Raw genomic sequence first — 23,402 nt, 5'->3', positions numbered from 1 at the left:
GGGCCCGGTGGGCGGCGGCCGGCTCAGCTGTCTCCGGGGAAGTCGGCCCGTACCGTCAGACCCCCGTCGGGGTTGGCGACGGCGGTGATCGTGCCGTGGTGGGCGCGCACCACCGCGTGGGCGATGGCGAGGCCGAGGCCGTGGCCGGTGCGGTCGCTGCGTACCCGGGGAGCGGCCCGGTGGAACGGTTCGAAGAGGCGGTCGGTGTGCTCGGGGTCCAGCGCGGGGCCGGAGTTGGCGACCTCCAGGGAGACCGGCACGTCGCCGAAGACGGCCACGTGCACCCAGCCGCCCGGGTCCGCCGCCGGGACGTTGTGCGTGAGCGCGTTGTCGACGAGGTTGTGCACCAGCCGGCGCAGCAGCGCGGTGTTGCCGGCGAACAGGTGTCCCGGCTCCAGGTCGGTCTCCAGGGTGATTCCGGCGGACCGCGCCCGCCCGGCCAGTTCTCCGCAGGCCTCCGCGGCGATCTCGGCGAGGTCGGCGGGCTCGGTGTCCGGGCGCGCGTGTTCGGCCCCGGCCAGCTGGAGCAGGCCGTGCACGATCTCGATACTGCGTTCGTTGACGGCGGCCAGCCGCGGGGCGAGCCGCAGCAGTTCGCGGCCGGAGTCGTCGGACGCCGCCAGTTGCAGGGCGGTACGGGTGGTGGCCAGCGGGGTGAGCAGCTCGTGGGAGGCGTTGGCGGCGAAGCGCTGATGGGCGGCGAAGGAGCGTTCCAGCCGGTCCAGGGTGTCGTCGAAGGTGTCGGCGAGCGCGCGGAGTTCGTCGTTCGGGCCGGTGGCGTGGATCCGGTAGGAGAGGTCACCCTCGCCCGCACGGGCCGCGGCCCGGCCGATGGTGTGCAGCGGGGCCAGCAGACGGCGGGAGAGCAGCCATCCGGCGGCCAGGCCCAGCGCGGCCACGAGCGAGGCGCCCACCACGGAGACGGTCAGCACGGTGGACCACACGTCCTCCTTCGAGCGGACCACCCGCGTTTCGGCGTACGGGCCGGGGACGGCGGACGGGGCCGGGCCGGGGACGGCGTACGGGGCCGGGCCGGACCCCGGGTCCGCTGTCCGGCCGGGGACGTACCCGGTGGTTCCCGGGGGCGTGCTGCCCAGGTCGTAGGAGGGCAGGAACCGCGTACCGAGGTAGACCGCGGCCACCATCAGGGCCCCGGAGACCACCAGGACGAGCGCGAAGCCGAGGAAGAGCCGGGTGTGGATGCTGACCCGGCGCTTCCCGGCCACGGGGGTCCGGCGCTCTCCGGGGGCGGGGGTCCTGCGTTCTCCGGCGGCGGAGGTCCACCGCTGGCCGACCACCAGGACCCGCCGCTTGCCGGCCACCAGGACGCGCTTCCTGGCCACCAGGACCCGACGCTCCCCGGAGACCGGGGCACGGCACTCCCCGGTCATGGGCGCTCCGCCAGGTAGTAGCCGGCGCCGACCGAGGTGTGCAGCAGCGGCGGCACGCCCAGCTTGCGCCGCAGGGTGTGGATGACCAGGCGCACCGCGTTGGTGAACGGGTCGGCCGCCTCGTCCCACGCCTTCTCCAGCAGATACTCCGCGCTGAGCACACCGCCCTCCGCCCGCATCAGCAGCTCCAGGACGGCCAGTTCCTTCGGCGTCAGCCGGATCTCCCGGCCCGCCCGCTCGGCCCGCCGGCGGTGGGTGTCCAGCGTCAGGCCGGCGACGGCCAGGGTCGGGGCGTGCGCGGGAGCGGCCCGGCGGTAGAGGGCGCGGAGCCGTGCCACCAGCTCCGGGAAGTCGAAGGGCTTGGGGAGATAGTCGTCGGCGCCGAGGCCCAGGCCCGTCACCTTGTCGCCGAGGCGGCCCGCGGCGGTCAGCATCAGGATCCGGCAGCCGGGGTGCTCCGCGACCGTACGGCGGCAGACCTCGTCGCCGTGGACGCCCGGCAGATCGCGGTCGAGGATCACGATGTCGTAGTCGTTGACCGCGAGCTTCTCCAGGGCCGCCTCACCGTCGTGGACGGCGTCGGACGAGATGCCTTCGCGGCGCAGGCCGAGGCCGATGATCTCGGCCATGAACTCCTCGTCCTCGACGATCAGCACACGCATCGCCGGTCTCGCCTCTCCTCGCGCGGGGTGGCGGGCCGGCGGGGCGGGTGGCGCCACTTCTCTGCATACGTCCCGGGGCGGGCGCGCCCCCATGACTACCAGAGCCCGCATGTGGACGACGTATGAGAGGCCGTCCGGCCCGGCCCGCCGCCGAACGCCCCCGATAACGCCCGCTTCCTAGCGTGAGCCGTCAGTCCATTCGTCCGTCCGCCCGTCTGTCCGTCTGTCCGGCTGGCTGTCTGGCTGTCCGGAACCGACTGCAAAGAGAAAAAGATCCCATGAACCTGTACAAACGGGCCTGGTGGCGTCTGAGCGCCACGCCCGGCAAGGCACTGATGCTGACCGGCCTGTTCTTCGTGATCTGCGCCCTGGTCCTCTCCGGCTTCCTCATCCGGTCGGCGGCCGACCGCGCCGCGACGGACGCGAAGCGCACGGTGGGCGCGGTGGCCACGCTGTCCCTGGACATCAACGCGCTCATGAAGTCGGGGAAGGCGGAGAACGGCGGCGCGAGCGGTGTCCGGATCGACGATTCCGACCGGCTGCGCAGCGGACAGGCCGACCGCCTCGGCGCGTCGCCGGTCGTCACCGGGTTCAGCTACAAGGTGGAGGCGGCGGGCCAGCCCACGGACCGGCTGAAGCTCTACCGCGCCGTACCGCCGCCCCCCGCCACCGACACCGAGTCGGGCGACTACTTCAAGATCGACGGCGTACGGGACCTGCTCGCGACGCCCGCCTTCCGCAACGGCACCTCGAAGATCGTCGCCGGCCGGGGCATCGGACCGGACACCAAGGGTGGAGTCCTCGTCCTGGAGAAGCGCCTCGCGGAGGCCAACAAGCTGGAGGTGGGCGACAAGGTCACCGTGCGTCCCTTCCTCGGCGACGGCAGCACGCAGCCGCCGAAGGAGTTCACGGTCGGCGGCGTCTACGTCAGCGACACCGCCTCCAGCAGCCAGTACGTGCCCGCGCTCGCCGACCCGGCCAACCTGCTCTACGCCTCGCCGGACGCGGCAGGTTCGCTGTCGGCCGTCGCTCCGACCAGCGAGGGCCCGGACATCCATGAGGCCACCTTCACCCTGCGCGGCCCGGGCGATCTGCCGAAGCTGCGGGAGGAGGCCGAGGCGCTCGGCCTCGATCCGGAGATCTATCCGCTCGCGGTGAACGACAAGCAGTACCAGCAGATCGTCGGCCCCATCGCCCGGACCGCGGGGTTCGCGACGCTCACGGTGTGGCTGGTCTCGCTGGCCGGTCTGGCGGTCGTGTCGCTGGTCGTGGCCGGTTCGCTGCGCGAGCGCCGTCAGGAGCTCGGCATCCTGCTGGCCATGGGGGAGCGCAAGCCGCGGCTGCTCGGCCAGCACCTGGTGGAGATCGCCGCCTGCGCGCTGATCGCCATCGGCCTCGCCGTGCCCGCCAGCCAGGCGCTGGCCGGAACCGTGGGAAGCGGGCTGCTGGCCGGTGAGGTGGCCGAGGCCGCCGAGGACGCCGACGCCGGGAAACGGAACGACTACGCCGACTCCATGGGCGGAGCACCGCAGGAGGAGCAGCCGGCGGCCGAGCCCATCGACGAGCTGGACGTCCGGCTCACCGCGGGCGACATCGGGCAGGTCGGCGCGGCCGGCCTCGGTATCGCCGCCGCGGCCACCCTCGTACCCGGCTACCGCGTCCTGCGCCTGAAGCCCCGCCAGATCCTCACGAAGGGCGACTGACCATGCCGCGAACCGATGCGACGACCGGCCTGACGACCGGCCCGACAGCCGGCCCGACGACCGGCGGCCCGCCCCCGGTTCTTCAACTTGTCGACGTCATGAAGAGTTACCCCGTCGGCAACCGTGCCCGGGAGCGCACGGTCCTCAAAAGCGTCAGCCAGGACTTCGAGCAGGGCCGCATGTACGCGGTCGTCGGCCCCTCCGGCAGTGGCAAGACCACCCTGCTCTCGCTGGCCAGCGGCCTCGACGCGCCCAGTGGGGGCACGGTCCTCTTCCGGGGCGAGGAACTGGGCCGGCTGGGCCTGGACACCTACCGCAGGCGGCACGCGGCCACGGTGTTCCAGTCCTTCAACCTTCTCGGCTACCTGACCGCCGTGCAGAACGTCACCTCGGCCATGGAGATCACCGGCGCGGCCCGGCGTGGCCGCAAGGACCGCGCGAACGAACTCCTCGCGCTCCTCGGCATCGCGGAGGAGGACCGCCACCGCAGGATCGGGCAGCTCTCCGGCGGACAGCAGCAGCGGGTGGCGATCGCCCGCGCGCTGGCCTGCGAGGTGGACGTCCTCTTCGCCGACGAACCCACCGGAAGCCTCGACCAGGACACCGCCGACGGCATCGTCGAGGTGCTGCGCAAGCTGGCCCACGACGACGGCAAGTGCGTCATCGTGGTGACCCACTCCGTGCAGGTGGCCCAGGCGTCGGACGAGGTGCTGCACCTCAAGCGGGGCAGGCTGTCGCGGAGTTGAGCGCGACGATGCCCTGAGACGACAGAGATGACAGAGATGACAGAGGCGACGCGAGAGGGCGGAGACCCGTACAGGTCTCCGCCCTCTCACCGCTGCACGGCTTCACCGTCAGGCGTTGGAACCGGCCTTCCGGCGACGCACGACGAGTACCGCCGCCGCGCCGAGCACCACGGCCGCACCGCCCGCGAGGGCGATCGAGGTGGTGGCGGAGGACGAACCCGTGGCGGCGAGGGTGCCGTCCGTGCCGGTCTTCGCCGGGGTGCCCGACGTCGAACCCTGCGGCGTGTGGCCGGAGCCGTTGCCGCCGGGCTTCGTGGTCTTGGCGGGCTTGGGCTTGGCGTCCTCGGTCTTGCCGGGCTTGCTGCCGGCGGCCTTGACGTCGAACTCGTACATGTCCGCGCCGGGCGCCCCGCCGCAGGAGCCGTCCTCGTTGAAGAAGTCGGCCGCGATGAACGCGACACCGTTACCGGCCGGGGTGGCCTTGTCGAGCGTGAGGCGCAGCTTCACGTCGGTCCGGGCGCCGGGCTTCAGCGCGCCGACACCGTCGATGTAGTTGTCCTCGTTGACGTCCTGCCACTTCGGGGACGACTTGGTGGACCACTGGAGGCGGAAGAACTTGCCCGTGTCCTTGAGACCGGTCTTGTCGGTCGCGTGGACTCCGGCGTAGGCGATGACCTCGTCCATGTGCCGGTCGGAGCCGTTGGTCACCCGGACGGAGAAGGCGGTGGTCGTCCCGGCGACGAGCTTGGTCGGCAGGCCGGTCACCTTGGCGGTGAGGTCGTGCTCGGGCTCGCAGTCCTGGCCCTCCTCCTCCGCCTCCTTCTTGGCCTGGGCCAGCGCCGCGTCGGCCGCGATCTTCGCGGCGAGCGCGTCGTCCAGGGCCTTGTCGACCACGCTGTAGGCGCGGACCGCCGCGACCCGGGCGTCGTCGAGTGCCTCGCCGGCCTCGGCGGCCTTGGCGACGGCGTCGGTCTCGGCGGTGGCAGCCGTCGCAGCGGCCGCCTCGGCCTCGGAGAGCGCGGTCTCGGCGGCGGTCTTCTGCTCCTCGGTGGCGTCCTCGGGCAGCTCGGCGATGGCCGCCTTCGCGGCGGTCACGGCCTGGTCGGCGGTGGTCTTGGCGGCGGCGGCGTCCTTGGCGGCCTGCTTGGCGGCCTTGGCGGCGACCGCCAGGGGGTGGGTGCTGTCGAGGGCGGCGAGCGTCTTCTCCAGCTCCAGGACGGCGTCGGCCTTCGCCTCGACGGCCTTGTCGTACGCCTTCCGGGCCTCGGCGGCAGCCTTCTCCAGCTCCTTGATGGTCGGCTTGTTCTGCTTGTTCTGCGTCTGCGCCGCCGGCTTGGTGTCGGCGAACGCGGGGGTGACGGAGAGCAGCACGGCGGGGGCGGTCACGGCGGCGGCGACGGCGGTGGCGAGAGCGCGGCGAATCTTCACATGATCCCTTGGGTCGGGTCCGAACGGCGGGAAATGCTGAGGGGCGGTTGCCACGGCGGAACAATCACGCGGGCGACCTGTGCCGATGGTATGGGGGTCCTGTGAGAGGGCCGGGGGATTATTCCGGGTTGCGGGGCGGGGCGGCGGCACACACGGCGGACAGACGTCACCAAAGTGCGCAGTTGCCCTCGGATTCCGTCTTTTCGCTGTGACGAAAGCCATGCGGACGCGCTGTCCGCGCCGCTGCGCTCCGCCCGGTCAGGCGGCGGCAGTCCGTGCGTTTTCTTCGCTTCGGTGCGTGCGCTGTTCGCGGCAGTCGCGGCAGTGGCCGGGGGTGGGGGAGCGGAAGGCCCGGTCGCAGTCGTCGCAGGTCTGGAAAGGCGTGATGGTGATACGGGGGCGGGGACGGGTGGGGGCGGTCAGGTCGAGAACGCCGGGGAGCGGTGGGGGCAGGAGGGCGGTGAGCCGGTGTTTGAGGAGCAGCGCGGGACGCCGGAGAGGGTGGGGCAGGTCGGTGGTGAGGGCACGGCGGATGGCGTCGGGGTGGGCGGCCCGTTCGAGCCAGGCCGCGACGCCGGGCACCAGCTGACGGATGTCGGTCTCGGAGAGGGTGAACTCCGGCGCGTGACGGCGTAGGTCGCTGAGGAGTGCGGTGGCGGCGCGGTCGAGTTCGGGGGTGGGCTCGTCCGGCTGGGGGAGAGGCGGGGGTGGTGGCTTCGGTGCGGTCGGGGGCGGGATCAGCGGTACGAAGAGTGGGGGCGGGGGATCCACGAAGGAGGGCGGCGGCGGTACGGGCGGGGATGCGGGCATGTCCGGCGCGGGCGCGGGTGCCGGGGCCGGGGCGGGAACGTGTGCCGGGGCGGGAACGGCTGCCGTGGGCACTTCGGCCGGTGCCGGTGCCGGTGCGGGTGCGGGTGCGGGTGCCGGTCCGGGAGGGGCTGCCGCTGCCGCTGCTGGTGCCTGGGGTGTGGCTGTTGCGGCGGGTTGTCGCGCGATCGCTGCTGGGCGGGGGCGCAGTAGCGCTGTGGGCTGGTTGCAGAAGACCGTGCGGGTGATGGTCCGGCCGCTGGGCAGTCGGTCGCGGACGCGCTGCAGGTAGCCGAAGGCTTCGAGTTCGCGCAGGGCGGCGGCGATGCGCTTCTCGCCTTCCCGGCAGCGGGCGGCGAGGGCTTTGACGCCGACCTCGAATCCTTGGGGCAGCGACTGGATGCGTACGGCGATGCCGACGGCGGTGCAGCTGAGGTCGGGGTGCTGGGCGAGGTGGTTGCCGACGACGGTGAAGCGGTCGGTGTGCGGAATGGCGATGTGGATCACGCCTCGGGCCGGGAGGGGCCCGGGAATCTCCGCCAGGGCGCGCGTGAGCGCAGTATTCTGCTGGGTATCCATCGGGGAAGCGTCTTCTTCCTTGGTGGCCAGGCCCTCGGTTGGGATTGCAGTCCCGGTCGGGGGCCGACGTATGTCTGGTGGGGTGTTGGCTGCTGGCGTGAGCATATGCCGGACAACGGGTGCAAAAGCGAGCCGAGTTGGCAAACCTCACCCGTGCGGGTGACAAGCTCCTGGGATGCGTCAGGTGGTCGCCGGGGTGGGTCGGGTGGGGTTGTTTCTCCTGGTTCTTTAGGTAGTTGGCGTCGCGCCTCACCACGTCGCGGTGGCGCACGATCCGGTCGGGGTACGTCGGCACGCACCAGGTCGCGGCAGCGCACGACCTGGTCGGAGCAACGACCGTCAACAACCGTCAGCGACCGTCGACGACTGTCGGCCAATGCGGCCAGCCTGCCGAAACGGGATCGGCCCGGCGCGTGGTGTGCGCACACCACGCGCCGGGCCGCTTTCGTTCAGCGTCGGCTCATCGACGGTTCGCGGCCAGGGAACCGCAGTTGGTGCCGTTCTTGCCCGCCACCTCACCGGAGATCTCGCCGCGCCACGTCACGCACAGGCCGCGTGCGTCGAGATAGACCGGTCCCGCGTACGTGGTGTAGTACCCCGTGTCCGAGACCGTCGTGGTGGGCGAGGCGAACCCGAGTGAGGCCGTCATGTGCACGGCGGTCCCGGGCGTGGTGCGGACGGTCACCACACAGTTCTTGCCGGTGGCGGAGCTGTAGGTGAGGAATACCGTGCCCTTGGTGCCGATCTGCGCCGAGTTCACCACGGAGTAGCCGCCGCCGCAGGCGCCGTTGTACGTCGCGGCCGCGGCGGCCTTCGGTGCCGCGGTGGTCCGCTGGGCCGTCGGCTCCGCCGCGACGGCGGCCGGGGCGAGGGCGATCGCGGCGCAGGCGGTGGCGGTGACAGCGGCGCCGATGGCTGACACGCGTCGGATGATGGTCATGTCGTTCCCCGATTTCTCGAATGGTCACTGCGCGACGCCTGGTCGGGCGCCCGGATCCTCACCGGTCGAAGTGGTGTGAGTCACACCACGTCAGACCGGCCGCACCGCACGGCAGTTGTACTCGGGGCCGCCTGTTATGAAGTCATGACAAGGCGGACAAGATCACCTTTTCCGGCCCGCCCCCGCTCGGCCCGCCCCCCGCTCGGCCCGCCCCCCGCTCGGCCCACCCCCGGCCAGGCGAGGTCAGCCGACGATGCTGTACAGGTCGAACTGCTCCCAGGAGCCGGTGACGTCGGCGGAGCGAGCGCGCAGCGTGTACTGGAGCGGACCCGTGTAGCTGTTCTCCATCGCGACGAAGAGATTGTTCAGGGTGGACCGGAGCGCGTAGAGGTTCAGGTCCTCGTTGTGGTAGATGACGAACCGCTCCCAGCCGCCCGCTGTCGTCGAGCGGGCCCGCAGAACGTTCTGCGCCTGGCCGGTGAAGTTCTTTTCGACCGCCACGTAACGGTTGTTCGCGAGGGACTTGATGGCGAAGGTGTCGCCGGCCTCGTCCCACTCGAATGCGAAGCTCTCCCACGCGCCGAGGACCTGCGTGGAACGGGCGCGCAGAGCACCGGTGTGGGGCGCGGAGTAATTCACCTCGGTGGCCGTGAACTTCCCGTTGCGCACCGACTTGATGGCCACGGGGCCGGACTCGTCGGCCGGGGCGGAGGCGCTTGGCCCGGAGGTGCTTCTGCCGGAGGCGGACAGGGACTTCTGCCTGTCGGAGGCACCGGTGATACGCGCCAGGTCGGCCTCGTCCACCTTCTCCCAGCCTGCGGGGACGCCGTCCGCGAAGGCTCCGCTCGCGGAGGCCCCGGCCGCGCGGTCGCTGTGCGGGGCGGCTCCGGCCGCCGGGGCGGCCAGGGCGGAGGCGGTCAGCAGGGCGCTCAGGGAAAGGAGAGCGGAGGTCATGCGTCGCACAGGTCTTCCTCGCTTTTCATTGCCACGTATCCCGGAGTCCGGAATGCGTGGAGAGTGGAGTGGAGAGAAAGGGTCCGGTCGTCGCTTGCTCGCTCACGCGCCCGGGTCCCCGAAGTGGCCTCAGGTTAAAGGTATTTCGAGATCCCCGGCAAAGGTTTTCAGGGCGCCCCGGGAATTCCGGGAACGGTCGCGCTGAATATGTTCTTCCGCTGTTATCCGTTAAGAAAGCCGACCCGCTCCGTCTTTGTCACGGACACTTTGCGCCCCCGGCCGCAGCGTGGAGCGGTGGGCCCGGTTGACGGCCATCAGGGCGTCCAGGGCGTCCCGGGTGGAGCGGAGGTCGTCGATGTGCGCGGAGAGCCGCTCCCGCTCCAGCTCCATCCGCTCCATCGCCGCGTCGGAGGTCTCCTCGCTGGGAGCCTCGACGCAGGGCAGCAGCTCCATGATGGTGCGGCTGGACAGGCCGGCGGCGTAGAGCCGCTGGATGAAACGGACCCGCTCGACCTCGGCATGCGTGTAATGCCGCTGGCCGCTCGGGCTGCGGCTGCTGGTGAGGAGCCGCTGCTCCTCGTAGTAGCGCAGGGACCGGACGCTGGCCCCCGTGGTGGCCGCGAGCTCTCCGATGCGCATGGTGTGGCCCCTCCGCTCCCCGCCGAGGGGGTCGCCGGACGGGCTTGCCCCTCACATTGATGTCAGGTTTTAGCGTAGCGCCGTGCCCGGTTCACGGGTGCTACGGAGCTGATGGAGTCAGGGGATTCGCGCTATGAGCCAGAGCCTTTTCGACCGTTACCGCCTCGGTGACCTGCGGCTGCCCAACCGGGTGGTGATGGCGCCGATGTCCCGCGTCAGGGCCGCCGCCGGGGGGCTGGCGACGCCCTCGATGGCCACGTACTACGCGCAGCGGGCGACCGCCGGGCTCATCGTGAGCGAGGGGGTGCAGCCGAGCCTGGTCGGGCAGTCGAACCCCGGTACGCCGGGTCTCCACACCGATGAGCAGGTCGCCTCGTGGCGGCCGGTGACCGCTGCGGTGCACGCCAACGGAGGCCGGATCTTCGCCCAGATCATGCACGGCGGCCGGGTCTCGCACCCGGACACCACCGGCCTGCGGCCGGTCGGACCCTCCGCCGTCGCGGCGACCGGCGAGGTGTTCACCCCGACGGGCCCGCAGCCCGTGCCGGTGCCGCGCGCCCTGGAGACGGCCGAGGTGCCCGAACACGTCGAGTCGTACGCGTCGGCCGCCCGCCGGGCCGTCGACGCCGGGTTCGACGGTGTCGAACTCCACGGCGCCAACGGCTACTTGATCTCCCAGTTCCTCTCCTCGAACGCCAACCTCCGGACCGACCGGTACGGCGGTTCCCTCGCCAACCGGGTGCGGTTCGCCGTGGACGCGACGGCGGCGACCGTCGACGCGGTGGGCGCGGCCAGGACCGGCATCCGGCTCTCGCCGGGCGGGGCGTTCTGGGGCGTCGAGGAGCGGGACGTACCCGAGCTCTACACCGTGCTGCTCCGGGAGTTGGCGCGCCTGGAGCCGGCCTACGTGCACCTGGAGGCGACGGCCGACGAGGACGTGCTGGTCGCCCTGCGCCGGGCGTGGCCCGGAACGCTGATCATGAACCCGGTGCTGCCGATGGGGCCCAAGCGTGCCGCGCGCCCGGACGCCGACCGCTGGCTCGGGCTGGGCGCCGATCTCATCAGCTTCGGCCGGGCGTTCATCGCCAACCCGGACCTGGTCGAGCGGATGCGCGCCGGGCTGCCGATCGCTCCGGAGGACGAGGCGACGTACTTCCAGGGGGGTGACGCGGGGTACGTCACCTACGCCTCGTACCAGCACGCGAGCTGAGCCGGGAACGAGGGCGGGGCGGCCACCCTCTTCCGGAGGTGACGTGAGCCCGTCAGAATCCAAGAGCCCAGGGGGTCCGACACCCCCTGCCCCCCCACGGCCCTTGGAGGCACCCCGCATGTCCAGCCCCAGCCCCGCGCGCATGCCCGGTCCCGTGCCCAGGCCCAGTCCCGAGCCCGGTCCCGTGCCCGGCCCCCTGTCCCGGCCCTCCCGCAGAAGCTTCCTGGCGGGTCCTCTCTCCCGGCCCTCCCGCAGAAGCTTCCTGGCCGGTGCCCTCGCCGTCTCCGCCACCGCGATCGTCGGCGCGGCCCCGGCCGTCGCCGCCACGCGGGAGGCGGTGCGCGGAACGCGGGACTGGATGGCCGCCCTGCCCGACGCCACCGAGCTCCGGCGGCTCACGATCCCGGGCACGCACGACTCGGGGGCCCGGTTCGGTGGCCCTTGGGCGGAGTGCCAGAACACCACGATCGCCCAGCAGTTGGCCGGTGGCATCCGCTTCCTCGACGTACGGTGCCGGATCACCGGGGGCTCGTTCGCGATCCACCACGGGGCCGCCTTCCAGAACCTGATGTTCGGCGACGTCCTCGTCGCCTGCCGGGAGTTCCTGGCGGCGCGGCCGACCGAGACCGTGCTGATGCGGGTCAAGCAGGAGTATTCCGAGGAGAGCGACGCCGCGTTCCGGGCGGTCTTCGACGACTATCTCGACACACGGGGCTGGCGGTCCCTGTTCCGCCTCGACGCCACCCTGCCCGACCTCGGCGGAGCCCGGGGCAAGGTGGTGCTGCTCGCGGACAACGGCGGGCTGCCCGGGGTGCGGTACGGAGACCAGGCTCTCTTCGACATCCAGGACGACTACATGGCGGAGCCGTTCGCCAAGTACCCCAAGATCGAGGCCCAGTTCCGCAAGGCGGCCCAGCAGCCGGGCAAGTTCTTCATGAATTACGTCTCCACCGCCGCGCTGATGCCGCCCCGCTGGAACGCCGACCGGCTCAACCCGCAGGTGCACTCCTTCCTCGACCGTGCGGAGACCGCCGGGTGGACGGGGCTCGGCATCGTCCCGCTGGACTACCCGAACCAGCGTTCCGGCCTGGTGGAGTCGCTGATCCGGCACAACCCGACGGGGTGAGGGGCGGTCGGCCCGGAATCACATCCCCGGCGGCGGCGTCGGCGCCCCCGGCAGCGTGAGCACCGCCACGGTGCCGGGGCCGTCGTCCGGGGCCGGGCGCAGGGCGATCGTGCCGCCCGCCTGGTGCACCGTACGGGCCACGATGGACAGACCCAGGCCCGAGCCGGGGAGCTGGCGGGCGGTCGGGGAGCGCCAGAAGCGTTCGAAGACGTGCGGGAGATCCTCGGCGGGGATGCCGGGGCCCCGGTCCCGGACCGTCAGCTCGCCCCGGTGCAGCCGCACGTCGACCGTGCCGCCCGGCGGGCTGAACTTCACCGCGTTGTCCAGGACGTTGACGATCGCCCGCTCCAGGGCGGCCGGTTCCGCGCGTACGTACCAGGGGGCCAGGTCCTGGGTGATCGTCAGCTCGGGGCCGCGCAGGCGGGCGCGGCGCAGGGCGGTACGGGTGATCTCGTGCAGGGCCACCACCTGGAGCGGGCCGGGCTCCGCCGCGTCGGGGCGGGCCAGTTCCTGGAGGTCGCCGATCAGCGCGGCCAGCTCCGTCATCTGGGCCTTCACCGAGGCCATCAGCGCCTTGCGGTCCTCCGGCGGGATCACCCGGCCCGTCTCGTCGCTGCGGGCCAGCAACTCCACGTTCGTCCGGAGCGAGGTCAGCGGGGTGCGCAGCTCGTGGCCCGCGTCCGCGATCAGCTGGGCCTGGCGGTCGCGGGAGGAGGCGAGCTGGGCCGTCATCGAGTTGAAGGAGCTGGACAGCCGGGCGATCTCGTCCTCGCCGGACACCGGGATGCGTACGGTCAGGTCCTCGGTACGGGCCACGTGCTCGACGGCCTCGGTCAGCTCGTCGACCGGCCGGAGGCCGGCGCGCGCGATCCACAGGCCGGCCGCGCCCGCGCCGAGGACGCCGATGCCGGAGACGATGAGCAGAACCCAGGCGAGCTGGGTCAGCGGGTCGGTGACCTGCTTCATGGAGACGGCGACGGACACGGCGACGCCGGGCCGGCCCGGTCCGGCGGGCGAGGTGTAGACCCGCATCGCCGTGCCGTCCTCGGCCGTCGTGGTGTGGGTGGTGTCCTCGCGCAGCCCGGCGGCGACGGCCCGGTCGGCCGGCTCGATCGGGATGGCGGACTTGCCGGGCACCGTGCAGGGCGCCGCGCCCGTGGCCGGCACCAACTGGATCGTGTACGGGCCCACGATCTGGAAGTCGCCGGCCAGCCCCCTCGTACAGGACGTCGCCAGCAGCCCGATCGCGTCCGCGTCCGGCCTCACCCGGGACAGCGTCGTGTCGAGCTGCTCGGTCAGCCGGTCGCGGGTGGTCAGCCAGCAGGCGGCGGCCACCGCGGCGACCGCCACCGCGACCGCCGTCGCGACCAGCATCGCGAGCCGGGAGCGCAGCGGCAGGGCCCGGAAGCGGCGTACCGGGCTCACCCCTCGCAGCTCGGGCCCGCTCTTCCCGGTGGGTACCGGCCCACCCCCCGTTCCCCGCGGCCCCCGCCCGTTCTCCCCGGTGGGTACCGGCCCGCTCACGCCTCCCCGCTCCCGCCCGCACGCAGCGCGTACCCCACCCCGCGCACGGTGTGGACGAGGCGCGGCTCGCCGCCCGCCTCCGTCTTGCGGCGCAGATACATCACGTACACGTCCAGGGAGTTGGAGCTCGGCTCGAAGTCGAAGCCCCAGACGGCCTTGAGGATCTGTTCCCGGGTCAGCACCTGGCGCGGGTGGGACAGGAACATCTCCAGCAGCGTGAACTCGGTGCGGGTCAGCTCGACCCGCCGCCCGCCCCGGGTGACCTCGCGGGTCGCCAGGTCCATCCGCAGGTCGGCGAAGGAGAGGACGTCGTCGTCGGGGGCGTCCGTGCCCGCCGCCGAGGCGTAGGAGCTGCGGCGCAGCAGGGCCCGGATGCGGGCGAACAGCTCGTCCAGCTCGAACGGTTTGACCAGGTAGTCGTCCGCCCCGGCGTCGAGGCCGGTGACCCGGTCCCCGACGGTGTCGCGGGCGGTGAGCATCAGGATGGGCGTGGTCGAGCCGGTGGCCCGGATGCGGCGGGCGGCGGTGAGGCCGTCCATCCGGGGCATCTGGATGTCCAGGACGATGAGGTCGGGGGCGTAGGCGTCGGTCATCGCCAGGGCGTCGTACCCGTCGACCGCGACCTGGGTCCCGTATCCCTCGAAGGCGAGGCTGCGCTGGAGCGCCTCGCGCACGGCCGGCTCGTCGTCGACGATCAGGATGCGCTGGGGATCGTCTTCGGCGGGGCTCATCGCAGCTGGTCCTCTTCTCGTGTTCTGTCCCGGCCCGGTCCGCCCGGTCCACGGGGGTGTCTCAGCCTCGCACGGAGCCTCGCACGGCCGGGGCGCCGCGCGGGATCAGGAACCGCCGCCCGCGCGCAGGGTGTCCAGGTCGGCCTTGAGGGTGTCCACCGGGATCGCGAAGCCGAGGCCCACGCTGCCCGCCGCGGAACCGCTGCCGGCCGCCGAGGAACTCGGCGCGTACATCGCGGAGTTGATGCCGATGATCTCACCGTCCATGTTGATCAGCGCACCGCCGGAGTTGCCGGGGTTGAGCGAGGCGTCCGTCTGGAGCGCCTTGTACGTGGTCGTCTCCTCGCCCGTGTCGCCGTTGAACTGCCGCCCACCGAACTCGAACGGCCACTGCCCGTCGCCGCCGCCCTGCCCGCCCTGGCCCTGCCCGGAGCTGCCGGAGTCGTCCTTGGCGACCGTGACGTCCCGGTCGAGCGCCGAGACGATGCCGCTGGTGACGGTGCCGGTCAGGCCCTCCGGCGAGCCGATCGCCACGACCTGGTCGCCGACCTTGACCTGCGAGGAGTCGCCGAGCGTGGCCGTCTTCAGGCCGCTCGCGCCCCGGAGCTTGATGAGCGCGAGATCCTTGCCGGGGTCGGTGCCCACGACGTCGGCCGTGTACGTCTTGCCGGCCGGGAGCGTGACCTGGATCTGCCGCGCGCCCGAGATGACGTGGTTGTTGGTGACGATCTCGCCGTCCCCGGTGATCACGACCCCGGACCCGGTCGACCTGCCCGCCGACGAGGCCGCGCCGATCTCCACGATCGCGGGCGAGACCGCCTCGGCCACGCCCGCCACGGTGCCCTTGCTGCTCTGCGAGACGGTGGTGCCGTTGACCGCGCCGCCCGAGCCGGTGGCTCCGGGGCCACCGTCGTCCAGCCGGCCGACGAGGGTCGCGGTGCCGCCGCCGATCACGCCCGCCGCGAGCGCCACCGCCGTCAGCAGCGCGACCGGCCGCTTCGCCCGGCGCCTGGTGGTGGGGGCGGTGGGGGCGTACGGGGGCGGCGGCGGGTAGCCGCCCGGGGTGCCGTCGTACGCCGTGCCGTGGCCGTACGGGGTCGGGTCCTGGTCCGTCGTGTACGCGCCGCTGGGGCGAAGGTTCTCCGTCATGTCCACCAGGCTGGTCAGCGAAGATGAGAAGGGCCTGAGTACGTCCTGAGAAGCCCGGAAGAACCGTGTATGCCCGCTGTAAGGGCCGACGGCGCGAAGCGCGGGCGGTCAGGCGGAGGCGGGGGGCTCCCCGCAGCCGCACGAGCGCCGGACCACCAGCGCGGAGGGGAACTGCTTCAGCCGCTCGCGCCGCGACCCCGAGACCCGGAGCGAGTCGTCCAGCACCAGGTCCACCGCCGCCCGCGCCATCGCCGGGCGGTCGGAGTGGACCGTGGTCAGCGGCGGATCGGTGAGGCCGGCTTCCTTGACGTCGTCGAAGCCCGCCACCGCCAGCTCGCCCGGTACGTCGATGCGCAGCTCACGGGCGGCCCGCAGCACGCCGAAGGCCTGGTCGTCCGTGGCGCAGAAGATCGCCGGGGGCCGGTCCGGGCCCGCCAGCAGCCCGAGGGCCACCTGATAGGCGTCATAGCGGTTGTACGGGGCCTGGAACAGCCGGCCCTCCGTGGAGCGGCCCGACTCGTGCATCGCCCGGCGCCACCCCTCGACGTGGTCGGCGACCGGGTCGCCCACCACCGGCGTCTCCTCCGTGCCGCCGAGGCAGGCCACGTACGCGTGGCCGTGCTCCAGCAGATGCCGGGTGGCGAGCTGGGCGCCGCCCACGTCGTCGGTGACGACGGCGACGTCGTCGATCGCCTCGGGGCGCTCGTGCAGCAGGACGACCCGGGCGTCCCAGGCCTCGATCTCGGCGGCGGCGCGCTCGCTGGGGCCCTGGCTGACCAGGATCAGCCCGGAGACGCGCATACCGAGGAAGGCCCGCAGATAGTGGACCTCGCGCTCGTCGCGGTAGTCGGAGTTGCCGACGAGCACCATTTTCCCGCGCTCGGCGGCGGCCTGTTCGACCGCGTGCGCCATCTCCGCGAAGAACGGCTGCCGGGCGTCCGGCACGATCATGCCTATGAGGTCCGTGCGGCGCGAGGCCATGGCCTGGGCGACCCGGTCGGGCCGGTAGCCCAACTGCTTGATCGCGGCGAGCACCCGCTCACGTGTGGCCGGGGCGACCGGCCGGGGTCCGTTGTTGATGACATAGCTGACGACCGCGGTCGACGTCCCCGCCAGTCTCGCCACATCGTCCCGCGTCACCTTGGCCACGCGCCGCAGTCTACGCGGATGGACCCAGGGGGTGTCCGGTGGATCAGGAGCGTTGTCAGGACGTCCGGCACGGCACCTGACGGCGTTGCCGAAACGCCCGAATCGTTCCGCGACGAGGGCGTTCCGGCGTCGGGCACCCCACCGGACAGCCCTCTACCTCTTGGCAGCCTTCACCGGGGCTTCGTCCGTCCCTCCCGCGGCCGGTGACTGCGGTGACGGCTCCGAACGGGTGACGGTTTCCGTCTCCCGCGACCGGCGCTCCCGCTGGGCGGCGGCCCGCTCCTTCGCGTCCTCCGCCGCGCGCTCGACCTTCTCCGGCGTGACGAAGCGGTAGCCGACGTTGCGCACGGTGCCGATCAGCGACTCGTGCTCGGGGCCGAGCTTGGCGCGCAGCCGCCGCACGTGGACGTCGACCGTCCGCGTACCGCCGAAGTAGTCGTAGCCCCAGACCTCCTGGAGGAGCTGGGCGCGGGTGAACACGCGGCCCGGGTGCTGGGCGAGGTATTTCAGCAGTTCGAATTCCTTGAAGGTCAGGTCCAGGACCCGGCCCTTGAGTTTCGCGCTGTACGTCGCCTCGTCGACGGAGAGATCACCGTTGCGGATCTCCATCGGGGAGTCGTCGGAGGTGATCTGGCTGCGGCCCATGGCGAGCCGCAGCCGGGCCTCGACCTCGGCCGGCCCCGCCGTGTCCAGCAGGACGTCGTCGACGCCCCAGTCGGCGGTGACGGCCGCGAGACCGCCCTCGGTGACGACGAGGATCAGCGGACAGCCGGGTCCCGTGGACCGCAGCAGCTGACAGAGCGAGCGGACCTGCGGAAGGTCGCGCCGCCCGTCGATGAGGATCACGTCGGCGCCCGGGGTGTCCACGAGGGCCGGGCCCGCGGCGGGCGCCACCCGCACGCTGTGGAGCAGAAGCCCGAGGGCGGGGAGCACCTCCGTCGACGGCTGGAGTGCGTTCGTCAGAAGCAGCAGTGAACTCATCGCCGTCCACCTGCCTGGTTCGGTCGATCGTGTTGCACGGTTCGCTCGCCCATTACGTCGGTCCTCCTCGTTCCCTGCGAGAGGGGCACTCCCGGGCCGGACCCGGGGGAGTATGCGGCACTGCTTCGTACGTCATGCGTCATGCGTCCTGCGGGTCCTGCGGTGCGGTCCCGCGCCCCGGGGACCGCTGAGCTTGTGGAAACGTCGCCGAAACAACGCCGGTAAAGCACAAAAGGACCCGGGGGCTGCATTGCCCGGATCCTCATCGCAGCAGAATAGCCCACATGACTTCCGTGTCCGAGGGGCGATTCCCGGGTTCCCCTGTTCCCTTGCTCACGCCTCCCTCGCGGCGCGCCACCTTGCTGACCGATGACGGCGTGCCGGTCGAGGCGGTGTACGCACCGTGCACGGCGGGCGCCGGGACGCCGGGGAACGACGTGGCCGAGGGGCCCGCGGCTGCCCCCGCGATCGTCGTCGCGCACGGGTTCACCGGCTCGGCCGACCGCCCCGCCGTACGGCGCGCAGCACGGGTCTTCGCCCAGCGTGCGGCCGTGATCACGTTCTCGTTCCGGGGCCACGGGCGGTCCGGCGGGCGCTCCACGGTGGGCGACCGGGAGGTGCTGGACCTGGCCGCGGCGGTGGCCTGGGCGCGGGAGCTGGGGCACCACCGGGTGGTGACGGTCGGGTTCTCGATGGGCGGTTCGGTGGTGCTCCGGCACGGCGCTCTGTATACGGCGGAAACCGCCGCGGGGCATACGCCCGTTCGGGTACCGGCGCGCGAGGGGCGCACGGGGAGTGAGGGGGCGCACTCGGACGCGGTGGTCTCCGTGAGCGCTCCCGCCCGCTGGTTCTACCGGGGGACGGCCCCGATGCGCCGGCTGCACTGGGTGGTGACGCGCCCCTCGGGCCGCCTCGTCGGGCGCTACGGACTCCGTACCCGCATCGCCACGGAGGACTGGGACCCCGTCCCGCTCTCCCCGGTCGCCGCGGTCCCGCTCATCGCCCCGGCCCCGCTGCTGCTCGTGCACGGCGACCGGGACCCCTACTTCCCGCTGGACCACCCGAGGATGCTGGCGGAGGCGGCCGGCCCGAGCGGCGCGGAACTGTGGCTGGAAAGGGGCATGGGCCACGCCGAGAACGCGGCGGACGACGCTCTCCTGGCCCGTATCGCCGACTGGGCGACGGCCGTGCCGTCCGCGTGACCCATCATGGAGAGCTGACGCACGAGGCGTCCGACGAACCGACCCGAAGGAGTGGCGCCATGGCAGCGGGGACGATCCGCTACTGGGCCGCGGCCAAGGCCGCCGCGGGCACCGCGGAGGAACCGTACGCGGCGGAGACCCTCGCCGAGGCGCTCGACGCGGTGCGCGAACGGCACCCGGGCGAGCTGGGCCAGGTGCTCCGGCGGTGCTCGTTCCTCATCGACGGGACCCCCGTCGGGACCCGCGGGCATGAGACCGTACGCCTTGCCGAGGGCGGCACGGTCGAGGTGCTCCCGCCGTTCGCAGGAGGGTGAACCGCAGGCCATGAGCAGCAGCGATCAGCAGTACCCGTATCCGTACGACCCCGAGGGGCGGCAGCGGCCGGCGGCGCCGCACTGGCCCGACGGGACGGCCGGGCAGTCCGCCACCGCGCCCCGGGATCCGGCTGCCTTCGACCAGGGCGCGACGCAGACGTGGCAGGCGCCGACCTGGGACACGCAGTACCAGCCGACGATCCGCCCGGACGGGGAACCGCACCGGGCGCAGGGGCAGGCCCAGGGGTACGGGCAGCGGCAGCCCGACCCGTACGGGACGCCGCAACCGGAGCCGCAGCCGGAGCTGTACGGGCAGCGGCAGCCCGACCCGTACGGAACACCGGAGCCGCACGCTCCGTACCAGCAGCCGCAGTACCAGGAGCCGCGGCAGTACGAGCCGCAGTATCAGGAGCCGCGGCAGCACCAGCCGCAGTATCAGGAGCCGCGGCAGCACCAGCCGCAGTACCAGGAGCCGCGGCAGTACGAGCCGCAGTATCAGGAGCCGCGGCAGCACCAGCCGCAGTACCAGGAACCGCAGCAGCCGCGCGTGCAGGACCAGCCGCAGCAGCCCTACCAGCCCTACCGGCCCTCGGCCGCCGACACCGCCTCCCTGCCGCCCCAGGGGGCATCGGGTTCCTTCCCGCTGCCGCCCGAGGTCCCGGCCGCGTCCGCCACACCCGTCGCGCCCGCCACACCCACACCCGCGCACGCGACCGGGCCCGCGACCGCGACTGGGCCCGAGCCCGCGCGGCCGGAGGCCGGCGACACGGGTTACGGCGCGCCCACGACGCTGGGCAACGCCCGGCTCACCGAGGCGCAGCGGGCCCGCGCGGAAGGGCGCTCGCCGATCATCGCGCCGGGGACGCAGCCCGCGGTGCTCACCGCCGTACTCGGCCTGCTGCTCGCGGGGGGCGCGGCGGTCGGGCCGTACGCCCTGCTCGTCCCGGTGGTGCTCCTCCAGGCGGTGACGGCCGCCGGATGGTTCCGGCTCAACGGCATGTGGCCCGCCCGCCAGGGCATCGCGCTCGCCTTCGCCGGGGGCCTGGTCGCCGATGTCGCCCTGCTCGCGGCGGGCCGGGAGCACGGTCCCGCCGCGCTGCTGGGCACCCTGGGTGTCTGGGTGCTGCTCACGGTGGTCCTCCAGCTCCGCAGCCACGCGGGGGCCGACGAGCGGATGTACGGCCTGATGGCCACGGTCGTCTCGGCCTCCCTCGCGGTGCTCGCGGGCGGACACCTCGCGGCGGCCCCGGACGCGGTGACGGTCGGCGGGGTGGCCGTCGCGGCGGCCACGCTCGTCCGGTCCCTTCGGCTGCCCGGGGCGGTCTCCCTCGCGGTGGCCCTGCTCGCGGGTGCGGGTGCGGGCCTCGCGGCCGGCGCCCTGACCGACCTCGGGACGAAGGGCGTACTGCTCGGCCTCGCGGCGGGCGGGTGCGCGCTCGTCGGGCTGCGGGTGGCGAGCTACGACTACCCGTCCCGGTTCGTGCACATGACCGCCGGGGTGGCGCTGCCGCTGACCGCGGCGGCCCCGGCCGTCTACCTGATCGGCCGCGCCCTCCTCTGACCGACGCACGGCCACCCGGCGCTGACGGCCACCCGGCGCTGACGGCCATCGGCGCTGACGGCCACCGTTGCTGACGGCCCCCCGGGAACCGATGGGGGGCCGTCGCTCGTCGATCATCCAGGGCGTCCCTCCTGCGGCAGCAGGCTCACGGCCGCCAGGGGGACCGATCGGCTCAGGGTGGGGGAACGACACATGCGCGCACTGCGAATACTGCTGGTCCTGGTGGTGGTGCTCGGCGGCCTCTTCCTCGCCGTCGACCGCGCCGCCGTCTGGTTCGCCGAGTCCGAGGCCGAGGACCGCGTCACGATCAGCGAGGGCGGGCCCGCCACGACGGAGATCTCGATCAAGGGTTTCCCCTTCCTCACCCAGCTCGCCGCCTCGCGGCTCGACCGGGTCGACGTCAGCCTCACCGGCATGGAGACCAGCGCCGCCGGCCGCGCGATACGGGTCAGCGAGGTCCGGGCCGAGCTGCGCGACGTGAAGCTCGGCTCCGGCTACCGGAGCGCCACGGCCACCCGCGCCACCGGCACCGCGCTCGTCGGCTACGAGGACCTGACGGCGGCGGCCAGCGACGGCGTCATCGTGGAGTACGGCGGCAACGGCAAGGCGAAGGTCACCGGCACGGTCGAGATCCTCGGCCGGCCGATCTCGCGCAGCGTGCTGTCCACCGTGACCCGCGCCGACGGTCACACGATCAGGGTGCGCGCGGACGAGGTGCCGGGCGAGGGGCTTCCCGGCGTCGAGGAACTGGTCCGCAAGAAGACCGACTTCCAGGGCGACATCGACGGGCTGCCGAAGGGCCTGGAGCTCCAGGAGGTCAAGGTGACCGAGAAGGGCCTGGAGATCTCGGTGACCGGCGCGGACGTCTCCCTGACGGGCTGACCGCCCTGCCGGCCGGCTGACCGCCCCAACCGGCCGATCCGGATAGTGAGACGTTCGCGTCCGGTCCGCAGATGCGAGGAAGGCCCGCGAGAACCCCGCGCGGGATCCGGGGCCTGCTCGCCCGCTCTCCGTCTCGCATCACGGATGATCGTGTCTCATCATGCGACACGACGGTGACATCTCCGTACGTACCTCCCTACGATCGGACCCATGAAGCGACAGGCGGATCTCACGAAGCGGCGGGCAGTAGACCTGTGCCGCGTCGCCGCCATGCTCTGTCGCACCTTCTGATCGAGGCGTTCGCACCGTCCCGTTTCCCCCGGCCCTTCGACCGTCGTCAGGGCCGGCCCCCGTGCCCCGTACGCGCCGCGTTCCGTGCCCTCCGCGCGTACACCCGCACCCAGCAACTCCGCATCTCGCACCACCCCGCCGCAGACTGCCCCGGAGGAGAACAACATGAGCCGCAGCGACGTCCTGGTAGACGCCGACTGGGTCGAGGCCCACATCGACGACCCGCAGGTCGCCATCGTCGAGGTGGACGAGGACACCTCGGCGTACGAGAAGAACCACATCACGAACGCGATCCGGATCGACTGGACCAAGGACCTCCAGGACCCGGTCCGCCGGGACTTCGTCGATCAGGCCGGCTTCGAGAAGCTGCTCGGCGAGAAGGGCATCGGCAACGACACGCTGGTCGTCCTCTACGGCGGCAACAACAACTGGTTCGCCTCCTACGCCTACTGGTACTTCAAGCTGTACGGCCACGAGAACGTGAAGCTCCTCGACGGCGGCCGCAAGAAGTGGGAGCTCGACTCCCGCGACCTGACCGACGTCGTCCCGACGCGCCCGGCCACCCAGTACACGGCCAAGCCGCAGGACGAGTCGATCCGCGCCTACCGCGACGACGTCATCAAGGCCATCGGCAGCCAGAACCTGGTCGACGTGCGCTCGCCCGACGAGTTCAGCGGCAAGCTGCTCGCCCCGGCCCACCTCCCCCAGGAGCAGTCGCAGCGCCCCGGCCACGTGCCGAGCGCCCGCAACATCCCGTGGTCGAAGAACGCCAACGACGACGGCACCTTCAAGTCGGACGACGAGCTCAAGGCCCTCTACGAGGCCGAGCAGGTCGACCTGGCGAAGGACACCATCGCCTACTGCCGCATCGGTGAGCGTTCCGCGCTCACCTGGTTCGTGCTCCACGAGCTGCTCGGCCAGGAGAACGTCAAGAACTACGACGGTTCCTGGACCGAGTACGGCTCCCTCGTCGGCGTGCCGATCGAGCTCGGCCCCGCCAAGTAGTCCGTCCGACCGACCGACCCGCACGACCCGACCAGAAGGACAGAACCATGTGTGGAGCACAGGCCGGTGGCCCCGACGCTTCGACGATCAAGCCCGGTGAGACCACCATCCAGGGCAGCGTGACCCGCGACGGCGAGCCCGTCACCGGTTACGTGCGGCTGCTGGACTCGACCGGCGAGTTCACCGCCGAGGTCCCGACCTCGGCGACCGGACAGTTCCGGTTCTACGCCGCCGAGGGCACCTGGACGCTCCGCGCCCTGGTCCCCGGCGGCAGCGCCGACCGCACCGTCGTCGCGCAGACCGGCGGACTCGCCGAGGTCGCCATCGCCGTCTGATCCCGTCTGGATCCACGGCTCGCCGTTCCGTACGGCACGCAGAACGGCCGGAGGGCCGCACCCCAGGGGGTTGGACGCCACCCGACGCGGGGC

At 72.5% G+C, this 23,402-nt stretch carries 23 protein-coding genes; 11 read left to right on the top strand and 12 right to left on the bottom strand.

All coding sequences use genetic code 11. The features are described 5' to 3' along the window. Nucleotides 1-23: 23 nt before the first annotated feature. Both PSQ21_RS14800 and PSQ21_RS14795 read right to left on the bottom strand, forming a co-directional pair. A complete protein-coding gene (locus tag PSQ21_RS14800) occupies nt 24-1,391 on the bottom strand; it encodes a sensor histidine kinase (RefSeq protein WP_274030970.1) in 1,368 nt (455 codons plus the stop codon). Further along, entirely contained in the window at nt 1,388-2,053 is a 666-nt protein-coding gene (locus PSQ21_RS14795) for a response regulator transcription factor (RefSeq protein WP_274030969.1), read from the bottom strand. The genes PSQ21_RS14800 and PSQ21_RS14795 overlap by 4 nt, the downstream gene beginning before the upstream one ends. Nucleotides 2,054-2,331: 278 nt before the next feature. On the opposite strand from PSQ21_RS14795, the gene PSQ21_RS14790 reads away from it, so the two are divergent. Both PSQ21_RS14790 and PSQ21_RS14785 read left to right on the top strand, forming a co-directional pair. Continuing rightward, nucleotides 2,332-3,756: an ABC transporter permease gene (locus PSQ21_RS14790; RefSeq protein WP_274030968.1), complete on the top strand. Its 1,425-nt coding sequence runs from the start codon at nt 2,332-2,334 to the stop codon at nt 3,754-3,756. Nucleotides 3,757-3,758: 2 nt separating this feature from the next. Beyond that, nucleotides 3,759-4,502 carry an ABC transporter ATP-binding protein gene (locus PSQ21_RS14785; RefSeq protein ID WP_274030967.1) on the top strand — a complete coding sequence of 248 codons (744 nt, stop codon included), beginning with the start codon at nt 3,759-3,761 and terminating at the stop codon, nt 4,500-4,502. Between the two features lie 108 nt (nt 4,503-4,610). Here the strand turns inward: PSQ21_RS14785 and PSQ21_RS14780 are convergent, their stop codons facing one another. The 5 genes from PSQ21_RS14780 to PSQ21_RS14760 all read right to left on the bottom strand — a co-directional run bounded on the left by PSQ21_RS14780 (nt 4,611) and on the right by PSQ21_RS14760 (nt 9,849). Next, nucleotides 4,611-5,930, bottom strand: a complete 1,320-nt coding sequence (locus PSQ21_RS14780) for an LPXTG cell wall anchor domain-containing protein (RefSeq protein ID WP_274030966.1) — start codon at nt 5,928-5,930, stop codon at nt 4,611-4,613. Nucleotides 5,931-6,188: 258 nt separating this feature from the next. Then, a complete protein-coding gene (locus tag PSQ21_RS14775) occupies nt 6,189-7,316 on the bottom strand; it encodes a hypothetical protein (protein ID WP_274030965.1) in 1,128 nt (375 codons plus the stop codon). A 460-nt stretch (nt 7,317-7,776) separates the two neighbouring features. Further along, nucleotides 7,777-8,256, bottom strand: coding sequence for a spore-associated protein A (locus tag PSQ21_RS14770; protein WP_274030964.1), 480 nt, complete (start codon nt 8,254-8,256; stop codon nt 7,777-7,779). Between the two features lie 243 nt (nt 8,257-8,499). Beyond that, nucleotides 8,500-9,210, bottom strand: a complete 711-nt coding sequence (locus PSQ21_RS14765) for a fascin domain-containing protein (RefSeq protein WP_274030963.1) — start codon at nt 9,208-9,210, stop codon at nt 8,500-8,502. 228 nt (nt 9,211-9,438) lie between these two features. Then, complete coding sequence (locus PSQ21_RS14760) at nt 9,439-9,849, bottom strand: MerR family transcriptional regulator (protein ID WP_274030961.1); 411 nt, start codon at nt 9,847-9,849, stop codon at nt 9,439-9,441. Between the two features lie 133 nt (nt 9,850-9,982). Here PSQ21_RS14760 and PSQ21_RS14755 point away from each other — a divergent pair, with 133 nt between their 5' ends. Together PSQ21_RS14755 and PSQ21_RS14750 are read left to right on the top strand one after the other, a co-directional pair. Next, nucleotides 9,983-11,059: an alkene reductase gene (locus tag PSQ21_RS14755; protein ID WP_274030960.1), complete on the top strand. Its 1,077-nt coding sequence runs from the start codon at nt 9,983-9,985 to the stop codon at nt 11,057-11,059. A 118-nt stretch (nt 11,060-11,177) separates the two neighbouring features. Then, nucleotides 11,178-12,185 (top strand): phosphatidylinositol-specific phospholipase C, encoded by a 1,008-nt coding sequence (locus PSQ21_RS14750; protein WP_274030959.1) that lies wholly within the window; start codon nt 11,178-11,180, stop codon nt 12,183-12,185. Between the two features lie 18 nt (nt 12,186-12,203). Here PSQ21_RS14750 and PSQ21_RS14745 read toward each other — a convergent pair whose 3' ends face one another. From PSQ21_RS14745 to PSQ21_RS14725, 5 genes are all read right to left on the bottom strand, one after another. After that, nucleotides 12,204-13,559 (bottom strand): HAMP domain-containing sensor histidine kinase, encoded by a 1,356-nt coding sequence (locus PSQ21_RS14745; RefSeq protein ID WP_274035781.1) that lies wholly within the window; start codon nt 13,557-13,559, stop codon nt 12,204-12,206. Nucleotides 13,560-13,705: 146 nt separating this feature from the next. Further along, the gene (locus PSQ21_RS14740) at nt 13,706-14,440 is read right to left on the bottom strand and encodes a response regulator transcription factor (RefSeq protein WP_274030958.1); all 735 of its coding nucleotides are present in this window, start codon (nt 14,438-14,440) and stop codon (nt 13,706-13,708) included. A gap of 105 nt (nt 14,441-14,545) precedes the next feature. After that, nucleotides 14,546-15,589, bottom strand: coding sequence for a S1C family serine protease (locus PSQ21_RS14735; RefSeq protein ID WP_274030957.1), 1,044 nt, complete (start codon nt 15,587-15,589; stop codon nt 14,546-14,548). A gap of 108 nt (nt 15,590-15,697) precedes the next feature. After that, complete coding sequence (locus PSQ21_RS14730; protein ID WP_274030956.1) at nt 15,698-16,738, bottom strand: LacI family DNA-binding transcriptional regulator; 1,041 nt, start codon at nt 16,736-16,738, stop codon at nt 15,698-15,700. Between the two features lie 153 nt (nt 16,739-16,891). Further along, nucleotides 16,892-17,719, bottom strand: coding sequence for a response regulator transcription factor (locus tag PSQ21_RS14725; protein ID WP_274030955.1), 828 nt, complete (start codon nt 17,717-17,719; stop codon nt 16,892-16,894). A 284-nt stretch (nt 17,720-18,003) separates the two neighbouring features. Between PSQ21_RS14725 and PSQ21_RS14720 the strand changes: the two genes are divergently transcribed. The 7 genes from PSQ21_RS14720 to PSQ21_RS14695 all read left to right on the top strand — a co-directional run bounded on the left by PSQ21_RS14720 (nt 18,004) and on the right by PSQ21_RS14695 (nt 23,309). Further along, nucleotides 18,004-18,921, top strand: coding sequence for an alpha/beta hydrolase family protein (locus PSQ21_RS14720; protein WP_274030954.1), 918 nt, complete (start codon nt 18,004-18,006; stop codon nt 18,919-18,921). Nucleotides 18,922-18,980: 59 nt separating this feature from the next. Then, entirely contained in the window at nt 18,981-19,235 is a 255-nt protein-coding gene (locus PSQ21_RS14715) for a MoaD/ThiS family protein (RefSeq protein ID WP_274030953.1), read from the top strand. Between the two features lie 10 nt (nt 19,236-19,245). Beyond that, the gene (locus PSQ21_RS14710) at nt 19,246-20,796 is read left to right on the top strand and encodes a hypothetical protein (protein WP_274030952.1); all 1,551 of its coding nucleotides are present in this window, start codon (nt 19,246-19,248) and stop codon (nt 20,794-20,796) included. A gap of 192 nt (nt 20,797-20,988) precedes the next feature. Then, a complete protein-coding gene (locus PSQ21_RS14705) occupies nt 20,989-21,678 on the top strand; it encodes an LmeA family phospholipid-binding protein (protein WP_274030951.1) in 690 nt (229 codons plus the stop codon). Between the two features lie 210 nt (nt 21,679-21,888). Next, nucleotides 21,889-21,969, top strand: coding sequence for a putative leader peptide (locus PSQ21_RS37870; RefSeq protein WP_350310325.1), 81 nt, complete (start codon nt 21,889-21,891; stop codon nt 21,967-21,969). 165 nt (nt 21,970-22,134) lie between these two features. Next, nucleotides 22,135-22,974 carry a sulfurtransferase gene (locus tag PSQ21_RS14700; RefSeq protein WP_274030950.1) on the top strand — a complete coding sequence of 280 codons (840 nt, stop codon included), beginning with the start codon at nt 22,135-22,137 and terminating at the stop codon, nt 22,972-22,974. Between the two features lie 47 nt (nt 22,975-23,021). Then, nucleotides 23,022-23,309, top strand: a complete 288-nt coding sequence (locus PSQ21_RS14695; RefSeq protein WP_097868095.1) for a DUF1416 domain-containing protein — start codon at nt 23,022-23,024, stop codon at nt 23,307-23,309. The last annotated feature ends 93 nt before the right edge of the window (nt 23,310-23,402 follow it).

The organism is Streptomyces sp. MMBL 11-1 (assembly GCF_028622875.1).
In the GTDB taxonomy this organism is placed as follows: domain Bacteria; phylum Actinomycetota; class Actinomycetes; order Streptomycetales; family Streptomycetaceae; genus Streptomyces.
The sequence above is the reverse complement of the archived record's forward strand: the minus strand, read 5'-3'. Positions and strand labels throughout refer to the sequence as shown.